Source organism: Mycolicibacterium sp. SMGY-1XX, assembly GCF_059132455.1.
In genome coordinates this window covers 3,057,092-3,071,199 of sequence record NZ_CP101139.1, presented here as the reverse complement: position 1 = coordinate 3,071,199, position 14,108 = coordinate 3,057,092, and the positions used below count along the sequence as shown (strand labels likewise).

Below are 14,108 nucleotides of genomic sequence, written 5' to 3'. Positions count from 1 at the left end.
TGATGTGATCAACCGAGCAGTCCCATGGCCGGAATGCCAAGGGACATCAGGGTCAGGGCGAGCAGAAACCAGCCGGCGCCTTGCCAGATTGGCCAGGTCCGACCGGCTCGCCAGTCCGAGTAGGTCTTGCCGAACGCGACGACCGCACCGGCGAACAGCACCAGCGGTGTGGCGACGGCCTTGGGTACGGATTCGCGGTCACCGACCGCGTATACAGCGAACGCGGCACCGGCCAGTAGCACCACCACGCCGACGTAGGTTGCGGCCGACCGGAACGCCTTGGGGTCGTGCCACCGCTTCTCGACATCGCGGGATGAGATACCGATCCTCCTCAACGATTGCGGCGGCGGACCCAGACGATCACGCCTATCACGGCGAGCACACCGAGCAGCACACCGGCGTCCAGTCCCGGATTGCGCCGCACCTTTTCCTGCACGAGGTGTGCACGCTCGGCGGCGATCTGTTTGGTGTCCGCCACTTTGGCCTGAACCTGCGCCTTGACGTCCGCTTTCTCAGCCAGTGCACTGACCGTCTCGCCGAGTTCCTGCCGCGTCTTGGCGATGTCGGCCTGGATGTCGTCGATGCTGGCATCCGGACCCGGTTCCGGGGTGGTGCCGTCAGTGGTGTCGGCCATGGCGCGCTTCCTTCACTTCCTCGATGTCGTGTTTGACGTTGTCCACGGTCCGCGGCGCGGCAGGGGCCACCTGCTTGATCTCCTTCTTGCTGATGACCGCCGCGATCCCGGCTCCGCCGAACAGCACCGCGGCCACGATGAGTGCAGCTGCCCAGACCGGCAGCACCAGCGACAGTGCGGCCACGATGGCAGCGATGAGCGTCGCCGCGCCCAGCAGGCCCAGCACCGCGGCAGCGCTGATCAAGCCGGCACCCTTACCCGCGTTCGCAGCGGACTGCTGGAACTCCTTGGTGGCCAGCTTCAGCTCGTCTCGGACCAGACGTGTGGTCTGCGCCGAGAGCTGACTCACCAACTCGCTCAACGACGGATCCGCCGTCGGACGTTCGTGGTGTGCAGTCACGATGATCCTCCACATGCTCGCCGAATTGCCAACAGGTCTTTCCCGGATTACCCGCATCGATCCGGAACAACCCATCGGCACGAAGGCCGCTTTGAGGGTTTCGACCGGCGGTCTGGGGGCACCATCTCTGCAGGAAGGGAGGTTGCCCATGTCGAAACATCCCCCAGATCAGCTGGCCGCGCGCCGGGACACACACGCCACCCGCGAGCAGGTGTGGAATGTGCTGGCCGACGGGTGGACCTATTCGCAGTGGGTGGTCGGGAACAGCAGGATCCGCGCTGTGGATGCCGACTGGCCCGCACCCGGCTCCGCGATCAAACACTCCATCGGGTTGTGGCCGCTGGTGATCAACGACGAGACCGTAGTCGAAGAGTGCGAGCCACAGTCCAAGCTGGTGTTGCTGGCCAAGATGGGGCCCGCCGGAGCCGCGCGAATCACATTGCTGCTCAGCGATACCGACCAGGGCACCTGCGTCGAGATGGACGAAGTCCTGGTACGTGGACCGTTGGGCTGGCTACCGGAATCGGTGGCGCTGGCGCTGATGTGGCCGCGCAATCGCGAGGCGCTGTGGCGGTTGACGTCGTTGGCCGAACGCCAGGTGCCCAGTGAACTCGAGGACTGAGGAATCCACCGTCGATGCGGTGGTGATCGGCGCGGGTCACCACGGGCTGGTGGCCGCCGCCATGCTGGCCGACGCAGGCTGGGACGTGGTGGTCCTGGAAGCCCAGCCCACACCCGGCGGCGCTGTGCGCTCAGCCGAGCTGACGCCCGGTTACACCGCCGACCTCTTCTCGGCCTTCTACCCGCTGTCGGTGTCGTCACCGGCGCTGCGCGAACTGCACCTGGAGGAACACGGGCTGCGCTGGACCCGGGCACCGGCGGTGGTGGGTCACCCCCGTTCCGCGAGCGACACCCAGGCTCCGGTGATCTACCCCGATCGGCAGCGCACCGCCGAAGAACTCGATGAGCACTGCCCAGGTGACGGGGCGAATTGGCTGCGGGTGACCGACGAGTGGGCCGCCGTCAAACAGGGCGTGCTGGATGCCTTGTTTGCGCCGTTCCCGCCCGTGAAGGGCCCGATGCGGTTGGTGCGCGCGCTCGGCACCGCGGGGGCGCTGCGGCTTGCGCACCAACTGCTGCTGCCCGCCACGGTGCTGGGTGAAGAGCTGTTCGCGGGCGACGCGGCGCGAACCCTGTTGATGGGCAACGCCATGCACGCGGACATCCCGCTGGACGCACCAGGATCCGGCGTCATGGGCTACATCATGACGATGCTGGCCCAGGATGCCGGCTTCCCCGTACCGGTCGGCGGGGCCGGCGAGTTGACGGCTGCGCTGGTGCGGCGGGCGGAGAGCGCCGGCGCGCAGGTGCAGTGTGGACAGCCCGTGGAACTGATCGAGGTGCGCGGCTCCCGAGCCGTCGGTGTCCGCACTGCCGGCGGGCGGCGGTACCGGGCGCGACGCGCCGTCGTCGCCGACGTGTCGGCCCCTCAGCTTTTCGAGGTGCTGCTACCGCCCGAGGCCATCTCGCCCGGATTGGCGCGCAGCATGGCGCATTTCGTGTGGGACACCCCGGTGGTGAAGATCAACTACGCGCTCGATGCCCCGATCCCGTGGCGCTCCCCCAACCTCAACAGCGTGGGCACCGTGCACGTGGGTGCCGACAGCCGAGGCCTGATCCAGTGGATGGCCGACTTGGCCTCCGGTACGGTGCCGCACAAACCGTTCATGTTGTTCGGGCAGATGACCACTGCGGACGCCACCCGTTCCCCGCACGGTACCGAAAGTGCTTGGGCGTACACACATCTGCCCCGTAACGTTGCCGACCGCGCATCCGCCGAGAAGGTGGCCGCCGCGGTGGACCGCACCCTCGAAGAGCACGCTCCGGGATTCAGCGGGCACATCGTGGACCGTCACCTGCAGGCTCCTGGCGATCTGGAGGGTGACGACGCCAACCTGCACCGCGGTGCCGTCAACGGCGGGACGTCAGCGTTGTTCCAGCAGTTGATTTTCCGGCCGTACCCGGGGTTCGGACGTCCGGACACTCCGGTCGAGGGGTTGTTTCTGGGTAGTGCCTCGGCACCGCCCGGCGGGGGTGTGCACGGGATGTGCGGTCGTAACGCCGCGCGGGCCGCCCTGGCGAGCGACGGGGCCCGAGGTTGGCCCCGCCGCAGCATCAATCGCAAGGTGATGGCACTGCTGACGAAGTGACGGTCACTGATCCGTGCCGCGGCCCGTCTTGGTCTGTAGTGCGTCGATCATCTCGGAGGCCTGCGCTTTGGTCAGATCGGCCGGCACCTCCTGACCCGCTTCCTGGGCCAAGGTCTGCAAATAGCTGCGTTGCGGACCGGTCATCGGTTCGTCGCCGGTGACCCAGTCTTCGGGATCCTTCTCGGGGGTCTCACTGGGGGCGCGGTTCTGGTCGGTACTCATGACTCGGGAGTGCCCGTCGCACACGCGTTCGAAACACGGGCTCGGAGGTCAGTGCGCGCCGAATGCCAAGAGGGCGACGTCGTCGTCGGGCTCCAGGGTCGGGATGAGCGCGGCGAGGTCCTTGATCAGCCCGCGGGGCCCCGGCCCGGCGCGCTCGAGCGCATAGGCCGCCAGGCTCTCCTCGTCGAACGGTGTTGCACCCCGGCGGGCTTCGACGATCCCGTCGGTGAAGAACAACAGCGTCTGGCCGGGGTTCAGATGCACGGTGCACAACTCGAAGGCGGCCTCGCGCACCGCGCCCACCAGCATGCCGCCGCTGGATCGCACGTGGGTGACCGTGTCGGCGGCGGGGTCCAGGAGCAGTCCCGGCGGGTGGCCCCCGGTGGCAATGGTGACAGTGAACCCCGTTCCGCCGTCAGCGGGTTGCAGCGTGCCGAAGAGTACGGTGCAGAAGCGCCGCGGCTCCATCTCACGCAGCAGGATCGAATTGAGCTCGGCGAGGGCATCCCTGGGGTCGGCGTGGTGCAGCGCGGCGGCACGCAGGGTGTAACGGATGAGTGACGTCACCACGGCCGCGCCGACACCGTGCCCTTCCACGTCACCGATGAAGAACGCCCAACGGTCGTTACCCAAGCCGAAGACGTCGTAGAAGTCGCCGCCGACCTGGCGAGGTGAGGCCGGATGGTAGTGGGAAACCACGTCCATTCCCGCGATGTCCGGCAACGACGGCGGCAGCAGGGTCTGTTGGAGGGCCGTCGCGTACTCCTGGATCACGTCGCGCTCACGTTCGGCGAGATCACGATTGCGCAGGGCGTCGTCACGGTCGAGCCTGGCGTCGTCGCGCGCCCCCTCGGCGGCATCACGCTTCGAGCGTTCGACCCGTATCGCATCCAGTGATGCGAGCCGCCATTCCAGCTGTTCCATGACAATCGCGGCGAGGTCCTCGAGTACCGCGAGATGCGCCTCTGGATTGTCTCGCGGGCGCGAGTCCATGACGGTGACGGTGCCCAGCCGGTACCCGTCTGAGGTGGTGATCGGGGCACAGGCATAGAAGCGGATCCCATGCTTGCGCACGAAGATGTTGTCCGCCGTGCGCGGGTCGGCCAACGCGTCCGACACCACCTGCGGAAGCTGATCGGTGATGACCAGGGCGCACAGGCCTTCCGCGGGCCCTACCTGCCTGAGCTCGGGGTCCAGCCCGTGCACCGCCATGAACCAGATCCGGCTCTGGTCGACGATCGATACCTTGGCCATCTGGGTTTCACATACCCTCGCGGCGAGGATGGCGATCCGGTTGAACACCCGCTCGGGTGGCAGATCGAGCACGCGGTACCGCGCGACCGCCCGGACGCGGGCGCTCTCGGCGGTCTCCAGTGGTGTGAGATTGTCGTAACTGATCGTCGGTCCCGGATCGAGGTGGCTCCCCCGCATGTCGGGGGATTTCGGCAATGATTTTGTCAGGTCGCCGACCGTTTGGCTCGAGCAATACCTCAACCTGAGGCGACAGATCAGTTTTTCGTCACCGATGTGGCGTAGTGGAGTTGCACGGTGGTGCCGTTCGGATGGCCGTCGATGGTGCAACTGTCGGCGAGCGCACACATCAGCGCGATACCGCGACCCCGGGTCCGCGTGGGCTGTTGCTCCGGCGGGTCATGCCAGGTTCCGCGGTCGGCAATCGAAACGCAAAGATCTTGTGCGCCAGGGTCATAGATCGCACGAAGGGTCATGGCCCCCGAACTGAGCCGGTGGGCGTACGCGTGCTCGGCACAGTTGGCCAGGGCCTCGTAGGCACTGATGATGATGTCGCTGAGCCGCGCCGGCGTCAGATCCGCTACTTGGGCCAGCCACGTGATCAGATCGTCGCGCAGCACGGATGCGGTGCGCGCGTCGGCTGGGCCGGCGCGCACGAGTTGCGCCGGAGCACCCGGCGTCTGCGCTGACGAATTCATGGTGGAGGCGTACCCAGTCGCAGGAGGATCGCACCACATTCGAGCAGGTCGCTTTGCTTTGTGATCAACGCGTCACCGTCGACGACGGAGTTTGCGCTGGGCGACACCGCTTGTGGCACAGCGACATCACGATCGCGATCCGGGTCTGGGCATAGGCGGCCACTCCGGACGGAAGTGGGTGGTGGTCCCGGCTGGGTTCGAACCAGCGACCTTCCGCGTGTGAGGCGGACGCTCTCCCACTGAGCTACGAGACCGTGAGACGAGCAGGAACACTAGCACGAGGAGGCCGCTGCCCTGGAATCGCCTGGTCGCTTCGGTGCCCTGCGCGTGCTGCGACCACTCCTGGGCGTTGCTTATACTCGGCGGTAACAAGCCGTCCGCAGCGGCAGGTGTCCCACCGGCGGCCTGCCCCGGCCATCACAGCGATGGCCCGATACGTTTCGACAGGACCATGAGCATCGAGAGTTCCGTGACTACCGACGTGCCCGCGCCTGCCACGGCAGCCCCACCCGGCGTGGATACCTCCGCTACCGACGCTGAAGTGCAGCCCGAGGACGACTACGGCACCACGCCCGGTGGTCCGACGATGATCTGGATCTTCACCGGTATCTTCGTGCTGGCGACGTGGCTGCGCCGGCGTTATCGCAAGCGTCGCGAACTGCGCTGAACGACAGCGCTTTTCACATCACTTCTCGTCGTCGGGGAACTCGATCGGCGGCGGCAACGGCGGCGACTTCTTCAGCCACTCCCGCAGCCGCACCAGCTGGCTGGCCACCAGCGCGATCCCGAAGAACGCGACCACCGCTATGACGATGGCCGTGGTCATGGTGCACTCCACGTGCTCATGGTTGGCCTTTCACCGGAATAAGCCCCTCACTGTTCACGCTACTCACTCCGCGCACGACCGATGCGCGGGTAAACATGAGAAAACACGGCCGAGCAGGGCCCGACAGTGAGGAACGAGATGGCACGACACCAGGCGGTTCATGTCGCATCAGCCGGCGCAGCGCTGGAACTCGCGGAGGTGGAGACCACCTCGCCAGGCCGTGACCACGTGCGCATCGCGGTGGCCGCCTGTGGGGTGTGCGGCACCGACCACGCGTTCGTCAACGGCGGTTTCCCGGGGCTGACGTGGCCACTGACGCCCGGGCACGAGATCGCGGGCACCATCGCCGAGGTCGGCGAGGGCGTGCAGGATTACGCCGTCGGTGACCGGGTGGCCGTCGGGTGGTTCGGCGGCCACTGTGGCCGCTGCGTGTCGTGCCACAAGGGCGATTTCATCCACTGCGCCAACGGTCAGATCCCCAGCTGGCACTACCCCGGCGGGTATGCCGAATCGGTGACGGCGCCTGCCAACGCGCTGGCCCGCATCCCCGACGAGCTGTCGTTCGCCGAAGCCGGCCCCATGGCGTGCGCGGGTGTAACGGTGTACCACGGCTTGCGCGAGACCAAGGCCAAACCGGGTGACCGGGTGGCGGTGCTGGGCATCGGTGGGCTGGGGCACCTGGGTGTGCAATTCGCGCGGGCCATGGGGTTCGAGACCATCGCGATCGCCCGCGGCGCGGACAAGGCGCAGGACGCACTGGACCTCGGTGCGCACCACTACGTCGACTCCACCGCCGGCGACGTCGGCGCGGCGCTGCAGGCCCTGGGCGGCGTGTCGGTGGTGCTGGCCACGGCCGCCAACTCCAAGGCCATGGGCGACACCGTGGGCGGGCTGCTGCCCCGCGGTGAGCTCGTGGTGGTCGGGGTGACGCCCGATCCCCTGCCGATCAGCCCGCTGCAACTGATCACGCCGGGAATCAGCGTCATCGGGCACCCGTCGGGTACGGCGCGCGACGTCGAGGACACCATGAAGTTCGCAGTGCAGTCCGGGGTGCGCGCCCGCATCCAGGAAGTGCCGCTCGCTCAGGCCGCCGAGGCCTACGCGGCGATGGACGAGGGCCGGGCCCGCTACCGTATGGTCCTGACCGTCTAGCGAGTCGACCGAGCCGCGCGAGGAACGAGCGCGGTGAGGAGCGAGCAGGGCTTCACTGATTCGTCCTGCTCAGGACGCTTCTCGCCGCTAGGGTCACAGCATGATCCGGCAGGTGTTGGGCACCGCTATTGCTGTCGGTGTTGCCGCAGCGTGGTGTGCGGCACCTGCCGGCGCGCAGAACCTGGTGGGCTTCACTTCCCCGAGCGGCAACATCGGCTGCTATGTCGACACCGACTACGTGCGCTGCGATATCGCAGACCGCGATTGGGCGGCCCCTCCGCGGCCGGAGGACTGCGAGTTCGACTTCGGGCAGGGCATCGCCTTCGCCACCGGCGAGCAACCGGCTTTCGTGTGCGCCGGCGACACCGCGTTGTGGGCCGGCGAGCCGCTGGCCTTCGGGCAGTCGGTCGACGTCGGCGTGATGTCGTGCACCAGCCTTGAGGCGGGGATCACATGTCAGGACACCTCCAGCGGCGCCGGCTTCACGATTTCGCGTCAGGCATACGAGCTGTTCTGAGGCTGTTCGCCGGGTGGAAACCCCCGCCGAACTAGGGATTTGTGTCCGCCCAGGTAATTGCATTAGTGTCATGCCTCGCAACGAGCGACGATCTCGCTCGTAGCACGCGGATGTAGCGCAGTTGGTAGCGCATCACCTTGCCAAGGTGAGGGTCGCGGGTTCGAATCCCGTCATCCGCTCGAGGGTGTAGAGGCATCAACCCCATGGTGGAGTGGCCGAGTGGTGAGGCAACGGCCTGCAAAGCCGTGCACACGGGTTCGATTCCCGTCTCCACCTCCACCAGAGTCACCCGGCGCGATTAGCTCAGCGGGAGAGCGCTTCCCTGACACGGAAGAGGTCACTGGTTCAATCCCAGTATCGCGCACCACAATTCGTGCAGGTCTTGCCGAACGCCGCGCAACACCTAGCCTCCGCACAGGCACCCCCAAGTTTTTTGTCGGTGGTCGCTGCCAGAGTGTCTTCCATACCCACGGAAGGACTCGAGTAATGCCTTTCACCTCATCCGTCGACTCGGTCGACGTGCCCCTCGGCTGGCGTTCCCTGGCCGGCCGTCTCACCCCGGAGCAGGTCCGTCATCTCTCGGCGATGGAACGACACCCGGCCTACACCCACCGGCCCCAGCTCTTGCTCCTGGAGGCGCTGGAGTACGTCCAGCCCGGTTCGGTCGGCGATTACGTCGCCGCGCGGGTGGCGCAAGCCTGAGCACGTAACGGGCGGACGGTCGTGTTCCGATACGGTTCACGACCAATCACACCTGTTGGGGGATCCGTATGAAGATCGCCGGTGCGCTCGTACTGACCGCGATGACGCTCATCTGGCCCGCTACCGCGTCCGCCCAGAACTACCGCACCCAATCGGGACGGGTCCTGTGCGCTGTCACCGAAAACCACGATGACGGCCGCCCCGGCCCCCACGTGGTGTGCCAGGGCGCGTTCGTCCAAGCCCCGGCGAACGACGACCTCGTCGTGAGCACCGGTGACGGAGGCTTCTACTGGGCGCAAGGCAACATCGCGATCGACGACCCCACCACGAACATGACCTACGGTCAGACCTATCAGCAGCAGAACTGGACCATCGACCACGAAATCACCGGCACCCGGTTCACCAATACCTCGACCGGCCACGGCATCTTCATCTCGGTCGAGAACGTCTACGCTTTCTGAGCCCTCAGGCCACCACCCGGATCTTCGCCAGCGACCCGTCCGCCGGGTCCGGCAGTGCCATCCCGGCCTCTAGTCCGGACCTCAGGTAGTCGATCACCGGCTGGTTCAACCGTTCGCCGGGCACCACCACGGGAATTCCGGGCGGGTACGGCGTGATCTGCTCCGCGGCGATGCGCCCGGCCGCCTTGTCCGCGTCCACCATTTCGGTCGGTCCGAAGAAGGCATCGCGCGGCAACAGAACGGTTTCGAGTTCCAGTTCCTCCGGTGAGGCCAGTTCGACGGCCGGGGGCTTGTGGAACGACTCCGCCACCGCACGCCAGTCGTGCAGCGCCGCCAGCAATCGATCGGCACTGTCGCTGTCATCGGCGAACGACAGGGTGGCCAGGATGCGGCGGTGATGGCTCATGCCGACGTCGATACAGCGCTGTTCGCGTAGCCAGTCCGCTGCCTGATAGCCCGACGTCCCCGTCTCGGACACGTCCATCAACACCTGCAGGCGATCCAGATCATGAGAGGCCTCCGCACCCAACAGCTGCTCCTCGAGCACGAGCACCCCATCGATCTCGCTCGCCGCAGCGCGGACCTCACGCGCCAGATCGAGCGCTGCTCCGAGCAATTCGTGACCGTGCTGCACCATCTGGCGTCGCCAACCGTCGAGCGCGGAGTACACCAGCACGTTGGGACTCGTCGTCATCAGCAGATCGGCGCACGCCGAGAGCCGGTCCCGGTCGATCAGCTCGCCCTGGACGTGGAACACCGACCCCTGTTCGAACCCGGCACCCATCTTGTGCACACTCACCACGCACACGTCGGCGCCGGCGTCCATCGCCCACGTCGGCAGATCCTCGTGGAACGGTAGGTGCGCACCCCAGGCTTCGTCGATGATCAGCGGCTTGCCGCGACGGTGACACACCTCGGCGATACCGGCGATGTCGGCGCACGTGCCGTACGGGCTGGGGCTGATGATCAACGCTCCGGCGGCGTCGGGGTAACGCTCCCAGGCTTCGTCGACCTGCGCCGGCGACGGCGGGTGCGAGAGGTGGTGTTCGGCGTCCCATTGAGGGTGCACCCAGCGCGGCTGTACTCCGGAGAAGATCAGCCCGGCCACCACGGACTTGTGGCTGTCACGGCTCAACAGCAAGCCGCCGTCCACTCCACCGGCCACGGCCATCATGGCGGCCTTGACCGACAGCGAGCTGCCGCACGTGGAGAAGAAGGCGGCCTCGGCCCCCACCGCGTGGGCCATCAACTCTTCGGCGCGCGACAGGAAACCGCCGCTGGATTGCCGGTCATCGAGCCCGCTGCTGGCCAGCAGATCGGATTGGAACGCCTCGACGCCCAGAACCTCAGCGACGCGCTTGTCGATGCCCCGGCCCTGCCGGTGCCCGGGCGGAGTGAATCCGTAGCGGTTGCGTCGGTGGTAATCGGCCACTGCGTCCAGCAGCGGGGCCTCGTCCTGTTTAGAGCGCGACTCCGGCGAGTTGGTCATGCCCGCCCGGGTACCCGAGTCCGAGATGGTCACGCAGGGTGGTCCCGGTGTATTCGGTGCGGAACACCCCGCGCTCCTGCAGAAGTGGCACCACCTTGTCCACGAACGGATCCAAGCCGCTGGGCGTGACATGCGGCACCAGGATGAACCCATCGCTGGCGTCGGCTTGGACCAGTTCGTTGATGGACTCGGCGATGGTGGCGGGCGAGCCGATGAAACTCTGCCGGCCGGTGACTTCGACGATGAGCTCGCGGGTGGTCAGGTTCTCGGCTTCGGCCTTGGCGCGCCATTCGTTGGCCGTCGCGATCGGATCGCGGTACATCCGCACGCTGGCCCGGCCGCGGGCGATGGTGTTCTCACCGACGATCGGGTCGACGGTGGGCAGCGGCCCGTCCGGATCGTGATCGGACAGATCGCGGTTCCACAGCTGCTCCAGGAACTTGATGGCGGTGGCCGGTGACACCTGTGCCAGCCGAACCTGTTGCGCCAGTTCGGCGGCCTCGGCGTCGGTGTCGCCGAGAACGAAGGTCGCGGCGGGCAGGATCAGCAGTTCGTCGCGCCGCCGCCCATAGGCGGGCAGGCGACGCTTGACGTCGGTGTAGAACGCCTGGCCCTCCTTCAGGGTGCCGTGCCGGGAGAAGATCGCGTCGGCTGCCGCGGCGGCGAACTCACGGCCGTGGTCGGAGTCGCCGGCCTGGAAGATGACCGGCCGGCCCTGCGGGCTGCGCGGCACGTTGAACCGGCCACTGATGTCGAAATGCGGATTCGAGTAGGTGAACGCCCCGGCGTCGGCGTCGGACAGGAACACTCCGCGTTCCTTGTCGGCGACGATTTCATTGCCGTGCCACGAGTCGAAGAGCACATGCGCCGCTTCCAGGAAGCTCTCGGCCCGCTCGTAGCGCTGGTTCTCGGGCAGGAACCCGCCGCGGCGGAAGTTCTCGCCGGTGAACGCATCCCAGGAGGTGACGACGTTCCACGCGGCCCGCCCGTCGGACAGGTGGTCCAGAGACGCGAATTGCCGTGCCACTTCATAGGGTTCGTTGAACGTCGAGTTGATGGTCCCGGTCAGCCCGAGCCGCTCGGTGACCGCAGCCAACGCGGCCAGCACCGTGAAGGTGTCGGGGCGACCGACCACGTCCAGGTCGTAGATCTGGCCGTTCTGTTCACGCAGACGCAGGCCTTCGGCCAGGAACATGAAGTCGAACTTGCCGCGCTCGGCGGTCTGGGCGAACTTCACGAACGAGTCGAACTCGATGTGACTGCCCGAGGCCGGATCGCTCCAGACCGTGGTGTTGTTGACACCGGGGAAATGAGCGGCGAGGTGAATCTGCTTCAGTGGCTTGCTCATTGGCACTCCTAAGACGCCGTGGCGTAACGGTTGGCGGGGCGGCCGAGCCCCAATGTCTCCCGCAGGGTGGCGGCCCGGTAGCCGTCACGGAACAGGTTGCGCCGCTGCAGCTCCGGAACCAGTCCGGTGGTGATCTGTGCCAGATCGTGCGGCAAGGTGGCGGGGCGCAGCCGCACGCCCGCCGCACCCGCGGCGTGCCACTGTTGCAACACGTCCGCCAGCTCGACGGGTGTACCCACGAAAACTTTCGCGTCGCTGCTGAATTCAGCACCGGCCAGGTCATCGAGACGGGCCTTGCGCTGCGCTGCCGCTTCACCGCTGTCGGCGAGGAACACCACCAGGTCGGCGAACACCCGCACCGACTCGGCACCGGCGGGTCGTAGTGCGGCGATCCGCTCGGCGATGGAGCGGGCCTCCCCCGCATCACGCGGGGTGACAAAAGCGACGTCGGCGCCGCCGGCGGCCAGCTTGTAGGCGGGCTCACCGTGGCCCAGGCTGGCCACGATCGGTTGGCCCTGCGGCGGGCGCGGGGTGATCGACGGTCCCTTGACCGAGAACCAGTCGCCCTCAAAGTCGATGTAGTGCAACTTCGTCCGGTCGATGAACCGTCCGGTGGCGACGTCGCGGATTTCGGCGTCGTCCTCCCAGCTGTCCCACAGCCGGCGCAGCACCTCGATGTAGTCGGCGGCCTCGGACAACAACTCGGCGGCCAGCGCCTGCCCCTGCGGGCTCTGGAATCCGGTGTCCGGCAGGGCGGGGATCTGTCGCCGGCCGAAATGCGCCGCCGCGGCCGGATTGGGCGCCACCTGGATGCGCACCCCGGCCCGGCCCGCGCTCACATAGTCCAGGGTGGCGATGGCCTTCGACAGGTGAAACGGCTCGGTGTGGGTGGTGATGGCGGTGGGCAGCAGACCGATGTGACGGGTCAGCGGTGCCACGCGGGACGCGATCAGCACCGCATCCAGGCGCCCCCGCACCCGGTCGGTACGACTGTCCACCCGAAGCTTGTCGTCGGACTGCAGCGTCAGACCATCCTCGATGGTGACGAAATCCAGCAGACCCCGTTCGGCCTCGGTGATCAGGTCAGCCCAGTACCGGGCGGTCAGCAACTCGGTGGGGCGGGCGTCGGATTCGCGCCATGCGGCGGGGTGCCAGCCGGCACCGTCGAGCGCTACGGCGAGATGTAGATGATCCGAGGAACCGGACACAGCGCATTCCTTTCGGTGACGTTCTCAGGGGCAACCCGGTGGGTGTCGGGAACATTCCACACGGGGTCACCCCGTGTTCCAGTGTCCGACTCATCGAGGCCGCGGGCGAGGGATGTGCGCAGCCTGATGCCAACTGCCCCGGAATGCTGCGGCCCTGCGGATCCGTTGGACGCAGCGGCGGGTTTTGGCGCTCGCCAAATCGGGAATCTGGAACCCGATGAAACGTTGGGAGGCTTTGCAGTGATTGAAGCAGCGGTGCTTTTGTACCTCGTGGGCGCAGGGATCACTGCTGTGGTCACTTTTGCGTTGGCCAGACATTGGCGTGACATCGCCGGGCCGGGCGCCCACACGAGGTTGCTCAGTGCGATCGCCGGTGCGCTGTGGCCGCTGGTAGTCGTCGGTGCTCTGCAACTCGGGGCCATTGCCCTGGTGGTGGCGATGATCCGGGGGCGCCGGGATTCGGCCTCCGATTACGCCTTGGTTCGATGACCGACCGCATCGAGGTACAGCGGACCATAACCGCGCCGGCAGCAGAGGTGTTCGCCGTGCTGCGGGATCCGCAGGGCCATGTGGCCATCGACTCCTCCGGCATGTTGCAAGGCGCCACCGGCGAGCCGGCAGCGGCGGTGGGCGACGAGTTCGTGGTGCACATGGATCGGGAAGCGCTCAACGACTTCCCCGACATGGGCCGCTACGACGTGACAGTGCAGATCACCGAATTCGAGCCGGAAGCAGCGATCGCCTGGACCATCCTGGGGCAGATCAAGCCGCAGATCGGTCACGTCTACGGCTACCGGCTCCAACCCGCTGGGGACAAAACCGTCGTCACATCGTTCTACGACTGGTCGGCGATCGATCAGAAGTGGCGGGACGCCGGGATTTTCCCGGTGATCTCCGAGCTGGCGTTGCGGGCCACGCTGGGCATTCTGGACCGCACGGTGCGCCGCGGCTATCCGCGGGGCTGAAAAGCATCGAGGCTGCGGTGACGCC

General features: G+C 67.0%; 19 protein-coding genes and 4 tRNA genes. 12 read left to right on the top strand and 11 right to left on the bottom strand.

Annotation, left to right across the window (positions count from 1 at the left end):
• Positions 1 to 8: 8 nt before the first annotated feature.
• The 3 genes from NL241_RS15165 to NL241_RS15155 are packed head-to-tail and all read right to left on the bottom strand — an operon-like array spanning position 9 to position 1,034.
• Positions 9 to 335 (bottom strand): hypothetical protein, encoded by a 327-nt coding sequence (locus NL241_RS15165; protein ID WP_487692623.1) that lies wholly within the window; start codon positions 333 to 335, stop codon positions 9 to 11.
• The gene (locus NL241_RS15160; RefSeq protein ID WP_487692622.1) at positions 332 to 634 is read right to left on the bottom strand and encodes a DUF3618 domain-containing protein; all 303 of its coding nucleotides are present in this window, start codon (positions 632 to 634) and stop codon (positions 332 to 334) included. Before NL241_RS15160 ends, NL241_RS15165 begins: the two co-directional genes overlap by 4 nt.
• The gene (locus NL241_RS15155; protein WP_487692621.1) at positions 618 to 1,034 is read right to left on the bottom strand and encodes a phage holin family protein; all 417 of its coding nucleotides are present in this window, start codon (positions 1,032 to 1,034) and stop codon (positions 618 to 620) included. Before NL241_RS15155 ends, NL241_RS15160 begins: the two co-directional genes overlap by 17 nt.
• A 148-nt stretch (positions 1,035 to 1,182) precedes the next feature.
• On the opposite strand from NL241_RS15155, the gene NL241_RS15150 reads away from it, so the two are divergent.
• Positions 1,183 to 1,656, top strand: coding sequence for an SRPBCC family protein (locus NL241_RS15150; protein ID WP_487692620.1), 474 nt, complete (start codon positions 1,183 to 1,185; stop codon positions 1,654 to 1,656).
• Positions 1,640 to 3,244: a phytoene desaturase family protein gene (locus NL241_RS15145; RefSeq protein WP_494397961.1), complete on the top strand. Its 1,605-nt coding sequence runs from the start codon at positions 1,640 to 1,642 to the stop codon at positions 3,242 to 3,244. The genes NL241_RS15150 and NL241_RS15145 overlap by 17 nt, the downstream gene beginning before the upstream one ends.
• A gap of 3 nt (positions 3,245 to 3,247) precedes the next feature.
• Here the strand turns inward: NL241_RS15145 and NL241_RS15140 are convergent, their stop codons facing one another.
• The 4 genes from NL241_RS15140 to NL241_RS15125 form a co-directional block, all read right to left on the bottom strand.
• A complete protein-coding gene (locus NL241_RS15140) occupies positions 3,248 to 3,466 on the bottom strand; it encodes a DUF3072 domain-containing protein (protein WP_494397960.1) in 219 nt (72 codons plus the stop codon).
• Positions 3,467 to 3,514: 48 nt separating this feature from the next.
• Positions 3,515 to 4,897: a PP2C family protein-serine/threonine phosphatase gene (locus NL241_RS15135; RefSeq protein WP_487692616.1), complete on the bottom strand. Its 1,383-nt coding sequence runs from the start codon at positions 4,895 to 4,897 to the stop codon at positions 3,515 to 3,517.
• Positions 4,898 to 4,974: 77 nt separating this feature from the next.
• A complete protein-coding gene (locus tag NL241_RS15130) occupies positions 4,975 to 5,415 on the bottom strand; it encodes an ATP-binding protein (protein WP_487692615.1) in 441 nt (146 codons plus the stop codon).
• A 179-nt stretch (positions 5,416 to 5,594) separates the two neighbouring features.
• Positions 5,595 to 5,669 (bottom strand) — tRNA-Val (locus tag NL241_RS15125).
• A 215-nt stretch (positions 5,670 to 5,884) separates the two neighbouring features.
• Between NL241_RS15125 and NL241_RS15120 the strand changes: the two genes are divergently transcribed.
• Complete coding sequence (locus tag NL241_RS15120) at positions 5,885 to 6,082, top strand: hypothetical protein (RefSeq protein ID WP_494397959.1); 198 nt, start codon at positions 5,885 to 5,887, stop codon at positions 6,080 to 6,082.
• Positions 6,083 to 6,100: 18 nt separating this feature from the next.
• Here the strand turns inward: NL241_RS15120 and NL241_RS15115 are convergent, their stop codons facing one another.
• Positions 6,101 to 6,241 carry a hypothetical protein gene (locus NL241_RS15115; protein ID WP_487692612.1) on the bottom strand — a complete coding sequence of 47 codons (141 nt, stop codon included), beginning with the start codon at positions 6,239 to 6,241 and terminating at the stop codon, positions 6,101 to 6,103.
• A gap of 138 nt (positions 6,242 to 6,379) precedes the next feature.
• Here NL241_RS15115 and NL241_RS15110 point away from each other — a divergent pair, with 138 nt between their 5' ends.
• From NL241_RS15110 to NL241_RS15080, 7 genes are all read left to right on the top strand, one after another.
• Positions 6,380 to 7,393, top strand: coding sequence for an alcohol dehydrogenase catalytic domain-containing protein (locus NL241_RS15110; RefSeq protein ID WP_494397958.1), 1,014 nt, complete (start codon positions 6,380 to 6,382; stop codon positions 7,391 to 7,393).
• A gap of 100 nt (positions 7,394 to 7,493) precedes the next feature.
• Positions 7,494 to 7,910: a DUF6636 domain-containing protein gene (locus tag NL241_RS15105; protein ID WP_494397957.1), complete on the top strand. Its 417-nt coding sequence runs from the start codon at positions 7,494 to 7,496 to the stop codon at positions 7,908 to 7,910.
• A 106-nt stretch (positions 7,911 to 8,016) separates the two neighbouring features.
• Positions 8,017 to 8,089: transfer RNA gene (locus NL241_RS15100), tRNA-Gly, on the top strand.
• A gap of 26 nt (positions 8,090 to 8,115) precedes the next feature.
• Positions 8,116 to 8,189 (top strand) — tRNA-Cys (locus NL241_RS15095).
• 13 nt (positions 8,190 to 8,202) lie between these two features.
• A tRNA-Val gene (locus NL241_RS15090) sits at positions 8,203 to 8,277 on the top strand.
• A gap of 119 nt (positions 8,278 to 8,396) precedes the next feature.
• The gene (locus NL241_RS15085) at positions 8,397 to 8,612 is read left to right on the top strand and encodes a death domain-containing protein (protein ID WP_487692609.1); all 216 of its coding nucleotides are present in this window, start codon (positions 8,397 to 8,399) and stop codon (positions 8,610 to 8,612) included.
• Positions 8,613 to 8,680: 68 nt separating this feature from the next.
• On the top strand, positions 8,681 to 9,073 hold the full coding sequence (locus tag NL241_RS15080) for a hypothetical protein (protein WP_494397956.1): 393 nt from the start codon (positions 8,681 to 8,683) through the stop codon (positions 9,071 to 9,073).
• 4 nt (positions 9,074 to 9,077) lie between these two features.
• Here NL241_RS15080 and NL241_RS15075 read toward each other — a convergent pair whose 3' ends face one another.
• Genes NL241_RS15075 through NL241_RS15065 form a run of 3 tightly spaced genes read right to left on the bottom strand, consistent with a single transcriptional unit; the run spans position 9,078 to position 13,118 of the window.
• A complete protein-coding gene (locus NL241_RS15075) occupies positions 9,078 to 10,562 on the bottom strand; it encodes an aminotransferase class I/II-fold pyridoxal phosphate-dependent enzyme (RefSeq protein WP_494398314.1) in 1,485 nt (494 codons plus the stop codon).
• Complete coding sequence (locus NL241_RS15070) at positions 10,534 to 11,910, bottom strand: NtaA/DmoA family FMN-dependent monooxygenase (RefSeq protein ID WP_494397955.1); 1,377 nt, start codon at positions 11,908 to 11,910, stop codon at positions 10,534 to 10,536. Before NL241_RS15070 ends, NL241_RS15075 begins: the two co-directional genes overlap by 29 nt.
• Before the next feature lie 8 nt (positions 11,911 to 11,918).
• Positions 11,919 to 13,118 carry an LLM class flavin-dependent oxidoreductase gene (locus NL241_RS15065; protein WP_494397954.1) on the bottom strand — a complete coding sequence of 400 codons (1,200 nt, stop codon included), beginning with the start codon at positions 13,116 to 13,118 and terminating at the stop codon, positions 11,919 to 11,921.
• Between the two features lie 291 nt (positions 13,119 to 13,409).
• On the opposite strand from NL241_RS15065, the gene NL241_RS15060 reads away from it, so the two are divergent.
• On the top strand, positions 13,410 to 13,607 hold the full coding sequence (locus tag NL241_RS15060; protein ID WP_487692604.1) for a hypothetical protein: 198 nt from the start codon (positions 13,410 to 13,412) through the stop codon (positions 13,605 to 13,607).
• On the top strand, positions 13,604 to 14,083 hold the full coding sequence (locus tag NL241_RS15055) for an SRPBCC family protein (RefSeq protein WP_494397953.1): 480 nt from the start codon (positions 13,604 to 13,606) through the stop codon (positions 14,081 to 14,083). The genes NL241_RS15060 and NL241_RS15055 overlap by 4 nt, the downstream gene beginning before the upstream one ends.
• Positions 14,084 to 14,108: the final 25 nt, after the last annotated feature.